1 protein-coding gene (running past one end of the window) is annotated in these 20,370 nt (G+C 68.0%); it reads right to left on the reverse strand.

Annotated features, from left to right (window positions below):
• On the reverse strand, positions 1 to 20,370 hold the 3' portion of the coding sequence (locus OG874_RS30440; protein WP_330250530.1) for a non-ribosomal peptide synthetase. The gene runs 5,088 nt beyond the window's last position; the window shows 20,370 of its 25,458 coding nt (coding positions 5,089-25,458); the start codon falls outside the window, past its right edge — the gene reads right to left on this strand; the stop codon is at positions 1 to 3.

Consider the following 20,370-nt stretch of genomic DNA (forward strand, 5'->3'; position numbering starts at 1 on the left):
TCAGGTGGCTTCGGGGCGCAAGGCCTTCCTGGTCAGGAGTTGATCGGCATGCGCCAAGACGTTCGTCAGGACGTGGCCGATGCGGGCGAGGGCGGATTCGGAGGTCATGCGCCAGTGCGAGGCCTGGACGGCATGGTTGTGCACGGTGCCGTCGATGGCGTCGGACCAGCTCGCCGCGCCGGTCGCCCCGGTGGGGTCGTCGAGGGTGGCGGTGAAGTAGACGAGATTGCCCTTGTACGGGCGCGGACGGTAGCGGGTGATGAGTTCCAAGGACTTGGCACCCGAGTCCAGCAGGCGGCCGAGTCGGTCGAAACCGAAGGAGGCGAACGGTTCCGGGAGTTCGGCGATGCGCCGGGCGAGTTGGGTGCGGTCGAGTTCGGTATCGGCGTCGTCGGCCTGTTCGCCGAGCAGCCCACCGAGCAGGTCGGCCACCGGCACCGTCGCCGACTCGTGCACGGTGACCTGCAGCGAGCTGTCCATCATGGCCAGCAGCGCGACCTGCTGGCCCTGGTCCTGCAAGTGGTTCGCGACGGCGTGTGCGAGCACACCGCCGAGTGACCAGCCGAGCAGATGGTAGGGGCCATCGGGCTGCACGGTGCGGATCTCCCGCACATAGCTCCTGGCCCAGTCCTCGATCGAATCCGGCAGTACCGCCATCGAATTGAGAACCGGCGATTGGATGCCGTAGATGCCGCGCTCCGGGTCGATGTGGGCGGCCAGGCCCGCGAACGACCAAGCGACGCCACCAACCGGATGGATGCAGAACAGCGGTTCGCGAGAACCCCCGGGCCGCAACGGCAGCAGCACATCGAACGCTGCCTGCGCGTCGACGCGACCGCGACCGGAGCGGTGCAGTTCGAGTTGCGCGATGAGGTCCGCGGGTGTCGGCGCGGCGAACAGCCACACCACCGGAATCTGTTCGGACAATGCCGCACTCAACTGGGTCGCCAACCGGGTAGCCAATAGCGAATTGCCGCCGTGTTCGAAGAAGTTGTCGTCCATGCCGATTCGCTCGATCGTCAACGCATCGGCGAAAACAGTGCAGACGAGCCGCTCGAACTCGGTTTCCGGAGTGCGGAATTCCCTTGTGCCCAACTCGGGCTCGGGCAGCGCGGCCCGGTCGACCTTGCCGTTGGCCGTGAGCGGCAGGGCTGGCAGCCCCATGAGCACCGACGGAACCATATAGCTCGGCAACACGTCGGCCAGTGCGGAGCGCAGCGCATTCGGATCGACCGGCTCGATAGCGGTGAAATATCCTACCAGCATGGCGTTGTCGCCACTGTGACGCGCGACGACGATCGCCTCGGCGACCATCGGCCGGGAGCGCAGCGCATGCTCGATCTCGGCGAGTTCGATGCGGTAGCCGCGCACCTTCACCTGGAAGTCGCGACGCTCCACATACTCGAGGTTGCCGTCCGCCCCCCAGCGGACCATATCGCCGGTCCGATAGACGCGGGCGCCCGGTGCGCCGAATGGGTTGGCCACGAACCGTTCCGCGCTCAGATCAGGTCTGGCGTGATAGCCGCGGGCGAGTTGCGCGCCGCCGAGGTACAGCTCGCCGGTCACGCCCGCCGGGACCGGATGCAGCCGGTCGTCGAGCACGTAGACCTGATTGCCCGATTCCGGTGTGCCGATCGGGACCACCGCGTGGCGGCTGCCCGTGCCGGTCCGGTATCGGGTCACCGAGACCGCGGCCTCGGTGGGGCCGTACAGGTTGTCGATCCGGGCGGCGGTGCCTCCGCGAATCCGGTCGACGGTCGCGGTGGGCAGTGCCTCGCCGATGACGAGCAGCCGGCGCAGTGACTTCGGCAGTCGGTCGCTCACCTCGGCGAGCATGGCCAACAGCGATGGCACCAGGGTGACCGTCGTAATCGAGGCGTGCCGGATCAGATCGACGATGCCCGCTGGATCACGTTGCGCACCTCGCGGTGCCAGCACGACGCGCGCACCGGTGCGCAAGGCCCACCAGAACTCCCATACCGAGAGGTCGAAGGCGGCCGAGGTCATCAGCAGGGTGGCGTCGTCGGTATCGAGCGCGTATTCCGATTGCAGCCAAGCCAATTGGTGTGCGACGGCGGCGTGCGGGACGGCGACGCCCTTCGGGGTTCCGGTGGAGCCCGAGGTGAAGATGACGTAGGCGGTGTGTGCCGGAGTCACTGCTGTCACCTGTTCGTCGGCGCGCACCGGACCGCTGTCGAGCACGCCCGCGGCGATCGAGATATCCAGCACCACATCGGGATCCGCCACCGACTCGGGCAGCATCGGCTGACCCGCCGAGGTCAGCACCAGCACCGGGTTCGCGGACGCGAGTACGCTCGCGGTTCGCTCCTGTGGGTGGGCCGGATCCAGCGGAACGTAAGCGCCGCCCGCGGTCACCACGGCGTACATCGCGACCAGCAGATCTATACTGCGCGGAATGGCCAGGGCCACCAGGGATTCCGGGCCGACACCGCGACCGATGAGGGCGCGGGCCAACCGGTTGACCCGCTTGGCGAATTCGCCGTAGGTCACCGTCACGGCATCGTCGACGATGGCCACCTGATCGGGTGTGCGCGCCGCCTGCGCCTCGAACGCGGCGACCAGGGTGGCCGGTGCGATCTCCTGTTCGGCCCGGTTCCAGGTCACCAGCATGCGCTCGCGTTCGGCTGCGTCCAGCAGCCCCAGATCACCGACAGGTGTGTGCGGTGCCGCGCAGATCGCGGTCAACAGGCGCTGCAGGCGACCGGTGAATCCGGCGATGGTCGACTCATCGAACAGTGCGGTCGCATAGGTGATCGATGCGGCCATGCCCGCCGGATTCCCCTCCGCGTCATACCGGTCGGTGACGACCAGGTGCAGGTCGAATTGCGAGACCTCGGAGTCGAAATCGACCGCGGTGGCGGTCGATCCCGCCAAGGCGAACTCCGCTTCGGCCTGGTTGTGGAAGGAGAAGCCGACCTGGAACAGCGGGTGCCGTGCGGTGGAGCGCTCCGGGTTCAGCACCTCGACCAGCCGCTCGAACGGCACGTCGGCGTTCGAGAAGGCGGCGACGTCCGCGGCGCGCACCCGATCCAGCAGTTCGGTGAATCCCGCCGCCGCGTCGACCGGCGTGCGCAACACCAGGGTGTTGACGAACATGCCGACCACATCGTCGAGTTCGGCCGCACCGCGGCCCGCGACCGGGGTGCCGACGGTGATATCGGCGGTGCCGGACAGCCGGGCCAGCAGCACCGCGAACGCGGCGTGCAGCACCATGAACAGCGTCGCCCCCGAGCCGCGGCCCAGATCCGCAAGGCGAGCCTGCAGGTCGGCGGTGATCGTGAAGTCGAGGTGTCTGCCGCGGGTGGAGACGATGGCGGGGCGCGGACGGTCGGCCGGCAGCGTCAGCTGTGCGGGGAGGCCCGTAAGGGTTTCGGTCCAGAAGCGGAGCTGCTGGGACATCGGCGAATGCGGGTCGTCCTCGCTGCCGAGCAGATCACGCTGCCACAGGCTGTAGTCCGCGTATTGCACCGGCAGTGGTGTCCACGCGGGCCGCTCGTCCTGTTTGCGGGCGGCATAGGCGAGCATCACGTCACGGGCCAGCGGAACCAGCGACGAACCGTCTGCGGCGATGTGGTGCACGACCACGACGAGAACGTGTTCCCCGTGGGCGGTCGGTCCTTCGACCGGGCGGAACAGTCTGGCCCGCACCGGAACCGAGTCGGTGACATCGAATCCGCCCCCGACGAAGTCCGCGACCGCCGAGGTCAGATCGTCGACGGCGACCGGAATTGGGGCCAGCGTCGGCGCACCAGCCTCGGCCATCGGCAGCACCACCTGGACCGGGCCGTTTTCGCGCTGCGGGTACACGGTGCGCAACACCTCGTGGCGTTCGACCACATCGGTGATGGCCGCGTTGAGGGCCGCGATATCGAGATCGCCGGTGAGCCGCACCGCCAGCGGGATGTTGTAGGCGGTGGACTGGCGGTCCAGGCGATTGAGGAACCACATGCGCTGTTGCGCGAGCGACAGTGGAACGGGATCGGCTCCGGTGCGGCGCTTCAGGGCCGGACGTGCCGCTGTGGGGTCGGCCGTGTCGAGGGCGGCGGCCAGGGTCGATACTGTCGAATTCTCAAATATCAGCCGCACGCCGACCGCAACGTCCAGGCGCGTGCCCAGTCGTGCGGCCAATTGTGTTGCGGTCAGGGAGTTTCCACCGACGGCGAAGAAGTCGTCGTCGATACCGACGGCCGTGTCCAGGCCGAGCACCTCGGCGAATACCTCCGCCACGATCCGTTCGGCGGCCGTCTCCGGCGCGCGGAAGGCCGCGGACCGGAACTCCGGCTCCGGCAGTGCCTTTCGATCCAGCTTGCCGACCGGAGTCAGCGGGAGCTCATCGAGCACCATGATCGCGGCGGGCACCATGTAGGCGGCCAGTGCGCGTCCGGCGAAGGCGGTGAGTTCCGCGGTGTCGATCGTCCGGCCCGCCGCGGCGACCACATATGCGACCAGCGAGACGGTGCCCGTGGCGTCGGTGTGCCCGATGGTCACCGCGAATTCCACTGTGTCGTGGGCCTCGAGCACGGTGTCGATCTCACCGAGTTCGATACGCAGACCGCGCACCTTCACCTGATGGTCGGCGCGTCCGACGTGCTGGATCGCCCCGGCCGCGGTCCAGCGCACCAGATCACCGGTCCGGTACAACCGCCCGCCCGCTGGGCCGTAGGGATCGGCGACGAACCGGTCCGCCGAAAGTCCCGGCCGCGCATGATATCCGCGCGCGACACCGGAGCCACGCAGATACAGCTCACCGGTGACCCCGACCGGGACCGGTTGCAGCCGGGTATCGAGCACGACCGCCGACATGCCGGGGATGGTGGTGCCGATATCCAACGCAGCGCCGGGCCGCAGCGGTGCGCTGATATTGGTGATGATCGTGGTTTCGGTCGGGCCGTAGGTGTTGTGGAGGGCTCGACCGGCACCCCAGCGCTGCACCACATCCGGGCCGTAGGACTCACCGCCCACCGTGAGGTGCGCGAGTTCGGGCAGCTCGCTCGGATCCAGCGTCTGCAATACGGCGGGCGTGATGAACAGGTGGGTCACCCGCTGATCCCGGATCAGCGTGGTCAATTCGGCGCCACCGTAGATGTGGGCGGGTGCGATCACCAGCGGGGCACCCGCGGACAGCACGAGCAAGAGTTCGAGCATGGACGCGTCGAAGCTGGGCGAGGCCACATGCAGGACCCGTGCGGTCGCGTTGACCTCGTACCGATCCCGTTGCGCGCGTGCCACTGCGGCGAGGCCGGCGTGGGTGGCCAGCACACCCTTCGGGATACCGGTGGAACCCGAGGTGTAGATCATCCACGCCGGATTGGCCACCCGCACCGGACGCGTCAGCTCGTCCGCACTGATCGGCGCGGCACTCGAATGCCGCATTCGGGCGGCCGTCGCGGGTGCGTCGAGCACCAGCCATTCGGCCGGGCCGGGCAGCGCGGCTCGGCAGGCGTTGAGCGTAAGACCGACCGTCGCACCGGAATCCGACAGCATGTGCGCGATCCGGTCCGGCGGATAGGTCGGGTCGACGGGTACGAAGGCCGCGCCGGTCTTCGCCACCGCCCACACGGCGAGGATGGACTCGGCCGAGCGCGGGATCGCCACGGCGACGAAATCCTCGGCGCCGATGCCGTGTCCGATGAGCATTCTGGCCAGGCGAGAGGACTGCTCGTCCAGTGCGCGGTAGGTCAGCTCCTTGTCGACCGAAATCAGCGCGGTGGCACCGGAATTCATCGCAACCGCAGCGGTCATCAGTTCGGCGAGCGTGCGCGGCGCGACCGGTTGGTCACCCCGTGTGCCGAGCAGTTCGGCGCGTTCGGCCGGGCTCAGCACCTCGATCATGCCGACCGGTGCGGACGGATCCACCGTCACTGCACCCAGTACCCGACCGAATCGGCGCAGCAGCCCGGCGGCGGTGGCTTCGTCGAAAAGGTCTGTCGCATAGTTCAGTTCGATGGCGAGATGACCGTCGGCGTCCAGTTCCGCCGCGACGGTGAACTGCAGGTCGAATCGGGCCACCGGCTCGTCGAATTCCACGGCCGTCAGCTCCAGGCCCGGCAGCGCGAAGGTCTCCGCACCGGTGTTCAGGTAGCTCAGCGCCACGGTGAACAGCGGATGCCGGGACTGCGAGCGTTCGATGCCCAGTTCGTCGGCGACGCGCTCGAAGGGGACTGTCGCGTGCGCGAACGCGGCCAAATCGACCGTCGTGGTCTCGGCGAGCAGATCGGTGAACGAGCGGTCCGGATCCGGATGCGTGCGCAGGACCAGGGTGTTCACGAACATGCCGACGAGATCGTCCAGCGCCGCCGCGCCACGCCCCGCGACTGGAGTGCCGATGGCGATATCGGCTGAACCCGAGAGCCGAGCCAGCAGCACCGCCAATGCCGCGTGCACCACCATGAATGGAGTTGCGTTGTGCCGCAACGCAATCTCGTGCACGCAGGCACCGATACCGCCGCCGATTCGGGCACCGACATTGCCGCCGCGCTTGGCGGCGATGGCCGGGCGCGGGCGGTCGGTGGGTAGTGCCAACTCCTCGGGAAGCTCACGCAGCGCTTCGGTCCAGTAGGCAAGCTGTTGTGCCGCAACCGAATCCAGCTCGACTGTCTGCCAGAGCGCGTAATCGGCGTACTGTGCGACGAGTTCCGGCCAGACCGGGCTGCCGCCGATGATCCGGGACAGATAGGCCGACAGCAGATCCCGCAGCAACGGTCCCATCGAGTAGCCGTCCGCCGCGATGTGGTGCAGTACCGCGACGAGCACCTGGCTGCTCGCGTCCTCCCGCAACAGCACCGCCCGCACCGGCACCTGCGCGGTGACATCGAAACCCGCGCGGATGAATTCGGCGATCCGCTCGTCCACCGGACCAGTGACGGTCTCGACCACGAGCCGCACCGGAGCTGGTTCGGCGGGCAGGATCACCTGGTGGCCGGTGCCGCCCGCATCGGCCGGATACACCGTGCGCAAGGCCTCGTGCCGCGCGACCACATCCGCGAACGCGGCACACAGCGCGGCCTCGTCCAACTCACCATTGATGCGCATCGCGACCGGGATATTGTGGGCGGCCGAATCGGGATCGAGCCGGTTGAGAAACCACATACCGCGCTGCACGGGCGCCAACGGGATCACCTCGGGGCGTTGACCGGCGATCAGCGGCACGACCTGCTCGTGTGCATCCGCTTCGGCGGCCAACCGTATCGCCAGGGCACCCACCGTGGGGGCCTCGAACAGCAACCGCACCGGCACTCGGCGACCGAGCCGCTCGCCGAGCCGCGCCAGCACCCGGGTGGCGATCAGTGAGTTGCCGCCGAGGTCGAAGAAGCTGTCGTCGACACCGATCGGCGTACGGGCCAGCACGGCCTCGAAGGCCTCGACCACCAGCCGCTCGGCCGGAGTGACCGGCGCGCGGTAGGCGACGCGATCGAATACCGGTTCCGGAAGTGCCTTTCGGTCCAGCTTGCCGGAGGCGTTGAGCGGAAAGGCGGTCAGCACGACGATCGCCGACGGAACCATGTACGACGGCAGCGCGTCCGCGGCGGCCCTCAGGACCGCCCCGCTTTCCGTATCCCCGATCACGTAGCCGACGAGCTGGTCGCCCGTATACGTCGCGACAACACGGGCGGCGGCCTGCGAAACGCCGGGTACCGCGGCGAGTACGGCCTCGATTTCACCGAGCTCGACGCGCTGGCCGCGGAACTTCACCTGGAAGTCGGTGCGCCCCAGGTACACCAGCTCGGCGGTGCCGTCATCGGGACTTTCCACCCAGCGGACCAGGTCACCGGTGCGGTACATGCGCGCACCCGCCGGGCCGAACGGGTTGGCCACGAAGCGATCCGCGGTCAGGTCGGGTCGGGCGTGGTAGCCACGGGCGAGCTGGGTGCCCGCGAGGTACAGCTCCCCCGAGACACCGGGCAACGTCGGGCGCAGCCGCGAATCCAGCACGTACACCCGGCTGTTCCACTCCGGATTGCCGATCGGCAGGACGGCGCGGTCGATTTCGCCGGTGACATCACGGTGGGTGATACTCACCGCCGCCTCGGTCGGGCCGTACAGATTGTGCAGGCGCGCGGTGCTCACCGCACCGAAGGCACGGACGGTCTCGGCGGGCAGTGCTTCGCCGATCACGAATACCGTGTGCACTGTGTCGAGCTGGGCATACGATCCGGCTGTTTCGATATGCCCGGCGAACGAGCTGAGCATGGATGGCACGAAATCGGTGACCGTGACGCCGTATTCGCTCATCGCCTCGGCGAGATAGCTGGGATCGCGGTGGCCGTCCGGAGTCGCCAGTACCAGGGTCGCACCGATGCGCAGCGGCAGGAAGTAGCCCCATAGCGAGACGTCGAAGGTCGTCGCCGTCTTCTGCAGGTAGACGTCCTCGGCGGTCAGCCGGTACTCCGTCTGCATCCAGGTCATCTGGTTGACGATCGCGGCGTGGGAAACGCTGACGCCCTTGGGTTTTCCGGTGGAGCCCGAGGTGAAGATCACGTAGGCCGGGTTCTGCGGATGGATCGGCGCGGTCCGCTCGTGCACCGCGATCGGGTCGTCGGCGTAACCGTCGAGCGCTACGGTGTCGAGGTAGACCGTCGTTCCGGTGTAGCCGAAGTCAGCATGCGCGGTGGTGAGTAGTGCGGCGGGTGCGGCGGTGTCGAGGATGTGGGCGATGCGCTGAGCCGGATGGTCCGGGTCGATCGGCACGTACGCGCCGCCCGCCTTGAGCACCGCGTACATCGCGACGACCAGGTCGGTCGAACGTCGAATAGCCAAGGCCACCAAGGACTCCGGGCCGATACCGGCCGCTATCAGGTGCCGGGCCAGTTGGTTGGTTCTACGGTCCAGTTCGCCGTACGACAAGGCACCGATGACCCCGTCATCGGCCGCGAAGACCAAGGCGGTGTCGTCCGGTGTCGCGGCGGCCTGTGCCTCGAACTCGTCGAGCAGCATCTCCGCCACGAAAGCGGTGTGCGCGGAGTCGTTCCACGCGGTGACCACGCGCGCCAGCTCACCGTTTTCGAACAGATCGATATCGCCGACCGTCTGCTCCGGATCGCCGGTCACGGCGGCGAGCAGCCGGGTGAAGCGGGCACCGAAGGTCGCGATGGTCGTCTCGTCGAAGAGGTCGGTGGCATAGGTGAAACGCAGTGCGTCATCGGTGACGGTCAGTTGTAGATCGAATCGAGTTGTCTCGTAGTCGATCTCGTATTCGTCAATGGTGACGCCCGCCATCTCGACCGATACCGGTGCCAGGTTCTGGAAGAACAGCGCGATCTGGAAAAGCGGGTGGCGCGCCTCGGAGCGCGGTGGATCCAGCACCTCGACCAGACGCTCGAACGGCACGTCGGCGTGTGCGAAGGCATCGAGGTCGCGATCGCGAACGCGCCGCAGCACGGCCGCGAAGGACTGCGCGCCGATCACTTCGGTGCGCAGCACCAAGGTGTTGACGAACATGCCGACCAGGTCGTCGAGCGCGGCATCGCCGCGGCCCGCGATCGGAGCGCCGATGACGATGTCATCCATACCGGACAGGCGCGCGAGCAAGGTGGCCAAGGTGGCATGCACCACCATGAACGGACTGGCATCGTATTGCACTGCGACACTGGCTATTCCGCCGCGGAGCTCGGCATCGAGACCGACGGTGACGCTCGCGGCGGCATGGCTGGCGATGGCAGGGCGCGGCCGATCCGAGGGCAGGTCGAGCTGTGCGGGCAGTCCGCTCAGCACGTCACCCCAGTAGCGCAGTTGCCCGGCAGCCAACGATTCCGGGTCGTCCTCGTCGCCCAGGATTTCGCGTTGCCAGAGGGCGTAGTCCGCGTACTGCACGCCCAACTCGGTCCAGGTCGGCGCGGTGCCGGTGGTACGCGCGGAGTAGGCGATGGCGATATCGCGGGCCAGCGGTCCCATCGAAAAGCCGTCCGCCGCAATGTGATGTATCACGACGGCGAGCAGGTGTTCCCGATCCGATAGCGTGGCCATACCGACGCGCAGCGGCACCTGGGTGGTGACATCGAAAGGTTCGGCAATCAGATCCACCAGTGCGGCAGCGACATTCGCCGAGTCCAGCTCGACGAGCGATGGCACGGTGTCCAGAATCCGCTGGTATCCGGTGCCATCGACATCGGGATATATGGTGCGCAGGGTTTCCTGCCTGGCGACCACATCAGCGATCGCGACGGCCAGGGCCTCGGTGTCGAGATCTCCGGTGAGCCGGATGGCAACGGGGATATTGTTCACCGTCTCGTCCGGATCGAAGCGGTTGAGGAACCACATGCGTTGCTGTGCCGGTGAGAGCGGAACCAACTCGGGGCGTGCGCGCGCGGTGAGCGCGGGACGACCACCTGTGCCGGTGAGTCGGACGGCGCGGGCGGCCAATCCGGCGACTGTGGGTGCCTCGAACAGCAACCGCACCGGGACTTCGGCATCGATCGCGTCGCCGAGTCGGGCCGCCACCTGCGTGGCGACCAGCGAATTGCCGCCGAGGGCGAAGAAGTTGTCGTCGGCGCCGATCCGCGCGATGCCGAGTAGTTCGCCCACGATGTCGGCGACGGCCTCCTCGGTCTCGGTCGCGGGGGCACGGTAGGCCGTGGTCTCGAATACGGGGGCGGGCAGCGCGGTGCGGTCGAGCTTGCCGGCGGCGTTGAGCGGGAGGGCTGTCAGCATCACGAAGGCCGACGGGACCATGTACGCGGGCAGCGCGGCGGCCAATTCGGCACGCGCGTCGTCGATGTCGACCTCGGCCGCGGCGACCAAGTAGGCCACTAACTGATCGCCGAGTCGTTCGTCCGAGTGCACGACGACGACCGCTTGGTCGATCGAATGCATTGCGGTGAGCGCGCCTTCGATCTCGCCGAGTTCGATGCGCAGGCCACGCAACTTCACCTGGAAATCGGTGCGGCCCAGGTACTCCAACTCACCATGCGCAGTCCATCGCACCAGGTCACCGGTGCGGTATATCCGCTCCCCCGCCGCACCATGCGGATTGGCGACGAACCGCTCGGCGGTCAGTTCCGGCCGCGTCACATAGCCGACCGCCAACTGCCCACCGGCCAGGTACAACTCGCCGGGCACGCCGATAGGCACCGGCCGCATGCGCGAATCCAGCACCAGCAGCCGGGTATTGAACACCGGTTTGCCGATCGGCACCGACACCGTATCCGCGTCGGTCACCTCGTGGTACGTGACATCTACGGCGGCTTCGGTCGGCCCGTACAGGTTGTGCACGTGGGCGCCGGTCAGCTCGCGAGCCCGTTGCGCGGTGGCCGCCGGCAGTGCCTCTCCGGAGGCGAATAGCGCACGCAGCGTGGCACATTCGCGCGCCCGCGGTTCGGCGAGGAACACCGCGAGCATCGACGGCACGAAATGCGCGACCGTGATTCGCGCATCGATGATCAATCGCGCCAGATAGGCCGGATCTCGATGACCGTCGGGCCGGGCGATGACCAGACGCGCGCCGATCCGCAACGGCCAGAAGAACTCCCAGACCGAGACGTCGAAGGTCACCGGGGTCTTCTGTAAGACCGCGTCATCGGCGCGCAAACCGTATTCGGCCTGCATCCACACCAGCCGGTTGACGATCGCGGCATGCGAAACCGCGACACCCTTCGGTCGGCCGGTCGAACCGGAGGTGAAGATGACATAGGCCGTGTGGCCCGGCTTCAGCACGCCGAGCCGGTCTACCGTGGACAACGGTGCGGGCGAATATCTGGTCAGGTCGAGCCGATCGATCCGAACCTGCGGTGCGGCAACGACTTCCAGATCCCAGCCGGACGTCAGCACGCACACCGGTCGCACGGTTTCCAGCATGTATTCGATCCGATCGGCCGGGTGGTCCGGATCGAGCGGCAGGTACGCGCCACCGGCGACCGTGACCGCGTACATGCCCACCACGAGGTCGAGTGAGCGCCGCATGCCCAGCGCGACCAGCGAATCCGGTCCGACGCCCTGCCCGACGAGCCAGCGGGCCAGCCGATGGACCCGGTCCGCGAACTCGGCATACGTCAGCGATGAGGGGCGGTGGCCGGGCGACGGGTGCGCCAGCGTCGCGTAGCGACTCGATGCGGGGTGGTCGGGCGACGAGTGTGCCGGACTCCGCTCATCGAACGTCACAGCTATCGCATCGGGTGTTCGCCACACCTGCTCCTCGAACATCGAAACCAGGGTCTGCGTGCCGTCCACCGCGTACGACGTGTCGTTCCACCGATCGAGCACCAGCGCGCGTTCGGCCGGGTCCAGTAGCTCGATATCGCCGATACGGATCGAGGAGTCGGCGACGACCGTCTCGAGTAACCGCACAAAGCGAGTTGCGAACGATTCGACCGTCCCTCGGTCGAACAGATCCGTCGCGTACCGCAGGACCGCACGCAGCGCGGTCCCCTCGTCCGCCGCGAGCTCGGCGAGTTCCAGCGCGAGGTCGAACTGCGCGACCTGGTTGTCGATCGGGTATGCCGCGACGTCCAGCCCCGGCAGGCGCAGCACCGTATCGTCGCGGTGTTCGAAGGTCAGCAAGGACTGCACGATCGGTGAATGAGATTGCGAGCGAATCGGATTCAGTTCTTCCACCAGCCGCTCGAACGGCAGATCGGCATTGGCGAAGGCCCCGACATCGCAGGCCCGCACCCGCCCGAGCAGTTGGGCGAAGGACGTCTCGGCCCGCACCTCGGTGCGCAGCACCAGGGTGTTGACGAACATCCCGACCAGATCGTCCAGCGCCGCCTCGGCCCGACCGGCGACCGGGGTACCGATCGCGACGTCCTCGACCCGAGCCAGGCGGGCCAGCAATACCGCGTAGGCGGCGTGCAGGACCATGAACGACGACACCCCGTGCTTGCGCGCCAGATCCGCGACCGCGGCGGTCAGCCGCGTGGTGATCGCGAACTCCACGCCAGCGCCGCGACCGGAGGCGACGGCGGGACGCGGCCGGTCGGCGGGCAATTCCAGGACCGGGGCGAGTCCGTCGAGTTCGGCACGCCAGTGCGCGATCTGGCGGGCCAGCACGGAGTCCGGATCGTCGGCGGCACCGAGTACTTCGTGCTGCCACAGCGTGAAGTCCGCGTACTGGACCGGCAGCGTTTTCCACTGGGGCGCAAGGCCCGCGGTGCGAGCGGTATAGGCCACCATCAGATCCCGCGCCAGCGCAGCGGTGGAGACGCCGTCGGCGGCGATATGGTGCACCACCACGACGAGCACGTGATCGTCGGGCGCGACCCGGAAGAGGTTGGCACGCAACGGCATTCGCCTGCGCAGATCGAAGCCGATGGTCGCGACGTCGACAACGGCCGCGGCGAGGTCGGATTCGGCGATATCGACCCGTCGCAGTACCAGTTCGGTCGACTCCGGCAGCACCACCTGCGCGGGGCCGTCGCCATCAGCCGGGAACACCGTCCGCAGCGACTCGTGCCGTGCGACGACATCACCCAACGCGACCTGAAGGGCCTGCTCATTCACAGCACCGCTGAGGCGGATGGTGACCGGGATGTTGTACACGGCCGAATCCGGATCCAGCCGGTTGAGCAACCACATCCGAGTCTGGGCCAGCGACAACGGAATACGCTCCGGACGCTCCCCTGCCACGAGTGCCGGGGTCGAGGTGTCGGAGCGGGTCACCCGCAGCGCCAGCTCGGCGACGGTCGGCGCCTCGAAGATCTCACGCACCGTCAGCGCGCACCCGAAGGCGGCGTTGGCGCGTGCGACCAGACGCATGGCCAAGAGCGAATTCCCGCCGCGACCGAAGAAGTCGTCGTCCGCACCGATCCGCTCGCCGCCGATCAGGTCGGTGATCAGCGCGGCGAGCACCGATTCGACACCCTCGCGTGGCGGACGGAATTCCATTGCGGTACCGACGACTTCGACGGCCGGCAGCGCCGCGCGATCGAGCTTGCCGACGGTGGTGAGCGGCATTTCGTCCAACACCACGAGATGTGCGGGCACCATGTACCCGGGCAGCTGCTCGCGCATCTCGGCGAGCACCGTCTCCGAGGACAGCTCCGCCCCGGTGACATAGCCGACCAGGCAGTCGTAACCGGTGGTGTCCCGCGCCAGCACCACCGCGGCGTTCGTCACGTCCGCCACCCCCGCCAGCGCCGATTCGATCTCGCCCAGCTCGATCCGCTGACCGCGCAGCTTGATCTGGAAATCGTTGCGGCCCAGGTAGATCAGATCGCCGTCGCGGTTCCAGCGCACCAGATCACCGGTGCGGTACATCAGCCGGCCCGGCACACCGAAGGGATCGGCCACGAACCGTTCGGCGGTCAGTCCGGCGCGTCCGTGATAGCCGCGAGCCAGTTGCTCGCCCGCGAGATACAGCTCGCCCGTGACACCGATCGAAACCGGCCGCAGCCGGGCATCGAGGACATAGGCGCGGGTGTTCCAGCACGGACGGCCGATGGCGACGTCGCGACCGGATTCGCCGTCCGCGTCGGTGAATTCGTGATAGACCGCCGAGATCGCGGCTTCGGTGGGGCCATACGCATTGTGCACCGCGCCACCGACATGCGCGCGAATCGCGGTGAGCAGGTCGGGCGTGAGCGCCTCACCGCCGCAGTGCAGGTGCCGGAAGGAGCGCAGCGCATCGCCCATGCCCTCGCCGATCAGCGCCGCGAGCACCGACGGCACGTATTCGGCGATGGTGATGCGGTGTTCGCGCAGCAACCCAGCGAAGTACGCGAGATCGAGATGGCCGCTCGGGCGGGCGATCACCAGCGGTGCGCCGACCGCGATCGGGAGAAAACACTCCCACACCGATACGTCGAAGGTGAGCGGGGCACGCTGCAGGATCCGGTCGGCTGCGGTGACGCCATAACGGAATTCGAGCCACCGCAACTGGTTCATGATGGCGCGGTGGGTGACCGCGACCCCCTTGGGCCGACCGGTCGAACCGGAGGTGAACAGCACGTAGGCCGTATTGTCCCGGCGCAGTGGCGCCTTGCGTTCGACGAGCGGTGCGGCATCGAAGTCGGTGCGGTCGAGATCGACGACGCGCACAGCACCGAGTTCGGGCAGCACCGCGCCGCCGACGGCCAGCACCAGAGCCGGTGCGGCACTGTCGAACACCTGCGCGAGCCGGTCGGCCGGATGCGCCGGATCCAGCGGCAGATACGCGCCGCCCGCGCGCACGATCGCGAATATGGCCACCAGCATGTCGATCGAACGCAGCGCGGCGAGGCCGACGATCGTCTCCGGGCCGACACCAGCCGACACCAGCCAGCATGCAAGGCGGTGCACCCCGGCATCGAACTCGGCATAGGTCATCGAGGTGTCCTCGAAGAGCACTGCGACGGCGTCGGGGGTCGCGGCTACCCGGGCCGTCAGCAGATCGTCGAGCGTCTCCGGCGGCAGTGTCCGCGCGGTGGCGTTGCGGTCCGACAGCAGCATTCCGCGTTCGGCCACCGACATCAGCTCGACATTGCCGACGAGTGTGCGCACGTCGCGCACCAGGGCGCGCAGCACCCGTTCGAAACCCGCCAGGAATCCACCGACGGTGTCCTCGTCGAAAAGGTCGACCGCGTAGTGCACATGCACATCTATGCCGTCTGCCACGCCCTCGGCGTCGTAACGGTCGGTCAGCGTCCAGTCCAGATCCAGCTGGATCGGCGCGGGACCGATATCGAGGGCGGCGATGGTCAACCGCTGTAGCTGGAAGTCCGGTTTGGTCTGGTTCTGCAAGGTCATGGCCACCTGGTACAGCGGCGCATGTGCCTGCGAGCGAACCGGATTCACCACATCGACCAGCTGCTCGAAGGGCACGGCGGCGTGGTCGAAGGCGGCCAGGTCCGCCGCACGGACCGACGCCAGCAGCTCACCGAGCGTGGCGTCGGCGCGCACTTCGGTACGCAGCACCAGGGTGTTGACGAACATGCCGACCAGCTCGTCCAGGGCCTCGTCGCCGCGACCGGCGACCGGTGTGCCGATGACGATGTCACTGGTCGCGCTCAGGCGACTCAGCAGTACGGCGAGCGCGGTGTGCAGCACCATGAACGGAGTGACCCGGTGCGTGCCGGCGAGCTCCTGAATCCCCTGGTGCAGATCGCGATCGAGACGGCCGGTGAGCGCGCCGCCGCGGTTCGCGGCCACCGCGGGCCGCGGCCGGTCGGACGGCAGAGTCAGCACCTCGGGCACGCCCGCGAGCCGATCGGTCCAGTATCTCAGCTGATTGGCGAGCAGGGAACGCTTGTCATCGGCGCGGCCGAGCGCCGCGCGCTGCCAGATCGCGAAGTCCGGGTACTGCACCGTCAGCGGGCCCCAGGACGGGGCGACGTCCGCGCAGCGCGCCACGTAGGCGGTGGCCAGATCGCGGGTCAGCGGTGCGAAAGACCAACCGTCGGCGGCGATGTGGTGCACCACGAACAGCAGCACGTGCACCTGCTGCCCCGCCCGGCCGCCGTTCGGGCCGTCCTCGAGTCGCAGCAGCCGCACCCGCAGCGGAACCTCGGCCGTGACATCGAATCCGGTCTGCGCCACGGTGGCGATGAGTTCGGACAGCTCGGCCGTCGGCACCGGACGGGCGAGCAGCTCCACCAACTTGGTCCCGGGCGGCAGCACCACCTGCGTTGCCACGCCATCGTATTCGGGATAGATGGTGCGCAGCGTCTCGTGCTTGGCGATGACATCGGCGATCGCCCGCTCCAGCGCAGGCACATTCAGCACACCGGTGAGGCGCAGCGCGAACGGAATGTTGTATCCGCCGCTCGCCGAGTCGAAGCGGTTCAGGAACCACATGCGCTGCTGGGCGATCGACAGCGGGATCGGCGCACTGCGGTCCTGTGCCGTCAGCGGCGGCAGCACGGGCGGTGCGGTCTCGACGTCGTCCGGACGGTCGACGGTGATCCGACGGGCCAGCTCACGCACGGTCGAGGCGTCGAAGATGGTGCGCACCGGCACATCCGCGCCGGTCGCCTTGGTGAGCCGGGCGGCGAGTTGGGTGGCGATCAGTGAGTTGCCGCCGAGGGCGAAGAAGTCGTCGTGTGCGCTGACCGGGTCGGCACCGAGCAGCGCGGTGAACGTCTCGGCGACGAGGGATTCCGCAGCAGTGCACGGCGCACGAAACTCGGTGGCGGCGAAAGCCGGTGCGGGCAGGGCCTTTCGGTCCAGTTTTCCGGAGGCCGTGACCGGGAGACCGTCGATCACGACAAATGCCGACGGGACCATATAGGCGGGCAACCGCCGGGCCAGGTCGGTACGTACTACGTCGGTGTCGAGTTCGCGGTCGGCCACCAGATAAGCGACGAGTTGGTCCCCGGTGCCATGGTCATCCCTGACCAACACCACCGCTTGCCCGATTCCGGTGCTCGACAGCAACGCGGACTCGATTTCGCCGAGTTCGATGCGCAGACCGCGGATCTTCACTTGGAAGTCGGTGCGACCCAGGAACTCGAGGACACCCCGATTGTCCGCTGTCGCGCGCCAGACGACCAGATCGCCGGTCCGGTACATCCGGGCACCGGCGGGACCGAACGGATCCGCCACGAACCGATCGCCGGTCAGGTCGGCCCGCCCCACGTAGCCACGGGCCAACTGAGCACCGGACAGGTACAACTCACCGGGCACGCCGATGGGCACCGTGCGCAGCCGGGCATCCAGCACATACGCCCGGGTATTCCAGTTCGGCCCGCCCAACGGCACCGCACCGCCTTCGGCATCGTTCACCTCGTGGGCACTGACCTCGACCGCCGTCTCGGTGGGTCCGTACATGTTGTGTACCCGCGCACCGGTCACCGCCCGTGCGCGCTGTGCGGTGGCCATCGGCAGCGCCTCACCCGAACAGAACAGATGCCGCAGTGCGGGCACATCGATCTCATCGGCGACGAAGACAGCGAGCATGGACGGCACGAAGTGCGCGGCCGTAATCGACTCGCGCCGAATCAGATCCGCGAGGTACGCCGGATCCTGGTGGCCGCCCGGCCGGGCCAGTACGAGCCGGGCACCGACCTGCAACGGCCAGAAGAACTCCGGCACCGAGACGTCGAAGGTCACCGGCGTCTTCTGCAGCATTGCGTCGGTACCGTCCAGTGCGACGTGCGCTGACTGCAACCACAGCAGCCGGTTCACGATCCCACCGTGGCTCATGGCCACACCCTTGGGCCGACCGGTGGAGCCCGAGGTGAAGATGACGTACGCGGTGTTGGCGGCGCGCAGTGGCGCGCGGCGGTCGGCGTCGGTGACCCGGGCCGCCGAGTATCCGGATAGGTCGAGCCGATCGATCCGGACCTGCGCGGTCGTGATATCCAGATCACCACCGGAGGTCAGCACACAGATCGGGTCGGCAGTCTCGAGGATGTGACCGGTACGTTCGGGCGGATGATCCGGATCCAGCGGGACGTAGCCGCCGCCCGCCACGGTGATCGCATACATGCCGACCACGAGGTCGATCGACCGGTGCATACCCAGTGCCACAAGGGAATCCGGCCCCACACCGTATGCGATGAGCCAGCGCGCCAGCTGGTACACCCGTCTGGCGAATTCGACATAAGTGAGCGTCGCGGAGCGACTCGTTGAGGGGTGGTGGTCGGGTGACGGGTGGGCCAGCGTCGCGGAGCGACTCGATGCGGGGTGGTGGTCGGGCGACGGGTGGGCCAGCGTCGTCGCCTCGAAGGTCAGCGCGGGGGCGTGCGGGGTGCGCGCGACCTGAGCGGCGAATAACGAGGCGAGCGTCTGGGTTTCGTCGAGGACGTGGGCCGTGGCATTCCACCGGTCCAGCAGCGATCGCTCGTCGGCATCCAGCAGCTCGATCTCACCGATCCGGGTCTGCGGCGCATTCGCCACGGTGGCGAGCACACGGCGAAAGCGAGTGACGAGGGCGGCGACGGTCGACTCGTCGAACAGATCGGTGGCATAGCGCAGGCTGCTGCTGAGCCCCCGGTCCTCATTGCGTTCGCTCACCACCAGGTGCAGATCGAATTTCGCGCCGGTATCGGGCAATTCGACCGGTTCCACGGTCAGCCACGGCACCTCCAGCGCCCGACTGCCCGCCACCATGCGCGGGGCCTCGCCGAAACTGAACAGCACCTGGAACAGCGGATGCGCGCCAGAGCTGCGGTCCACCGCCATGGCGTCGACGAGCCGCTCGAACGGCAGATCCGCATTCGCGAACGCCGCGAGATCGGTAGCGCGCACGCCCGCGAGGAGTTCGGTGAAAGTGGCTGATGCGCTCACTTTCGTTCGCAGTACGAGGGTGTTGACGAACATGCCGATGAGCGCGTCGAGTTCACGCTCGCCGCGGCCGCCGACGGGTGAGCCGACCACCATATCGTCGGTGCCGCTCAGCCGCGCGAGCGTCGCCGCAAAGGCGGCGTGCACCACCATGAACAGCGTTGCGCCGCCGCGCCTTGCGAGTGCGCGCAAGGCTTCGGCGGTCTCGGGCTCCACCTCGAAATCGACCCAGCCCCCGCGATTCGAGGGACGCGCGGGACGTGGCCGGTCGGTCGGCAATGCGAGTTGGGCGGGCGCGCCGTCGAGGGCCTCGCGCCAGAACCGCAACTGCTGATGGGCCCGGTCGCCGGGTCGATCCTCGGAACCGAGCAGTTGCCGATGCCAGAGGCTGTAGTCCGCGTACTGCACCGGCAGCTCGCGCCAATCCGGCTTCCGGCTGGTCAATCTGGCGAGATAGGCGCGTACCAGGTCGGTGATCAGCGGCGTCATCGACAGTGCGTCGGCGGCGATATGGTGGATGACGAAGACCAGCACATACTCGTCGCCGGCGACACCGCGCCGGTCGTCGACTCGGTCGACGCTCAATAACGCGACACGCGACGGCAATTCGCTCGTTACATCGAACCCGGCCCGCGTGATCGCGGCGATGGTGGCGGCCAGATCGGCGCGTTCGACGGGTACCGGATTGAGGCGCAACCCGATATCGGTCGGCTCCAGGATCGACTGGTACGGCCCGGATTCGCTGTCGGGATAGCAGGTGCGCAGGGATTCGTGCCGGGACAGCACATCCAGCACCGCGCGCTCGAGCGCGCGGACATCGAGTCTGCCCGTGAGCCGGAGCACGACCGGAAGGTGGTAGACGCCGTCGGCACCGTCCTGGGTTTCGATCCGGTTGAGAAACCACAGCCGCCGCTGGGCGGGCGAAAGCGGGATGCGCTCCGGCCGCTCTTGGCGCACCAGCGGCCGTACGGGTGCACCGGCCGCGCCGAATTTCTCGACGGCGGCGGCGAAGCCCGCCACCGTCGAGTCATCGAACAAGGCGCGCAAGGGGATTCGCGCGCCGATGGCCTCGCCCGCACGCGCCGTCACCTGGGTGGCGTCCAGCGAACTGCCGCCGAGCGCGAAGAAGTCGTCGTCGAGGCCGGCCCGTTCGACGCGCAGCACCTCCGCGAAAACCGCGGCCACCAGGCGTTGCGCCGCATTGGTCGGCGCTCGGAA

This window comes from Nocardia sp. NBC_00565, from assembly GCF_036345915.1.
Lineage (GTDB): Bacteria > Actinomycetota > Actinomycetes > Mycobacteriales > Mycobacteriaceae > Nocardia.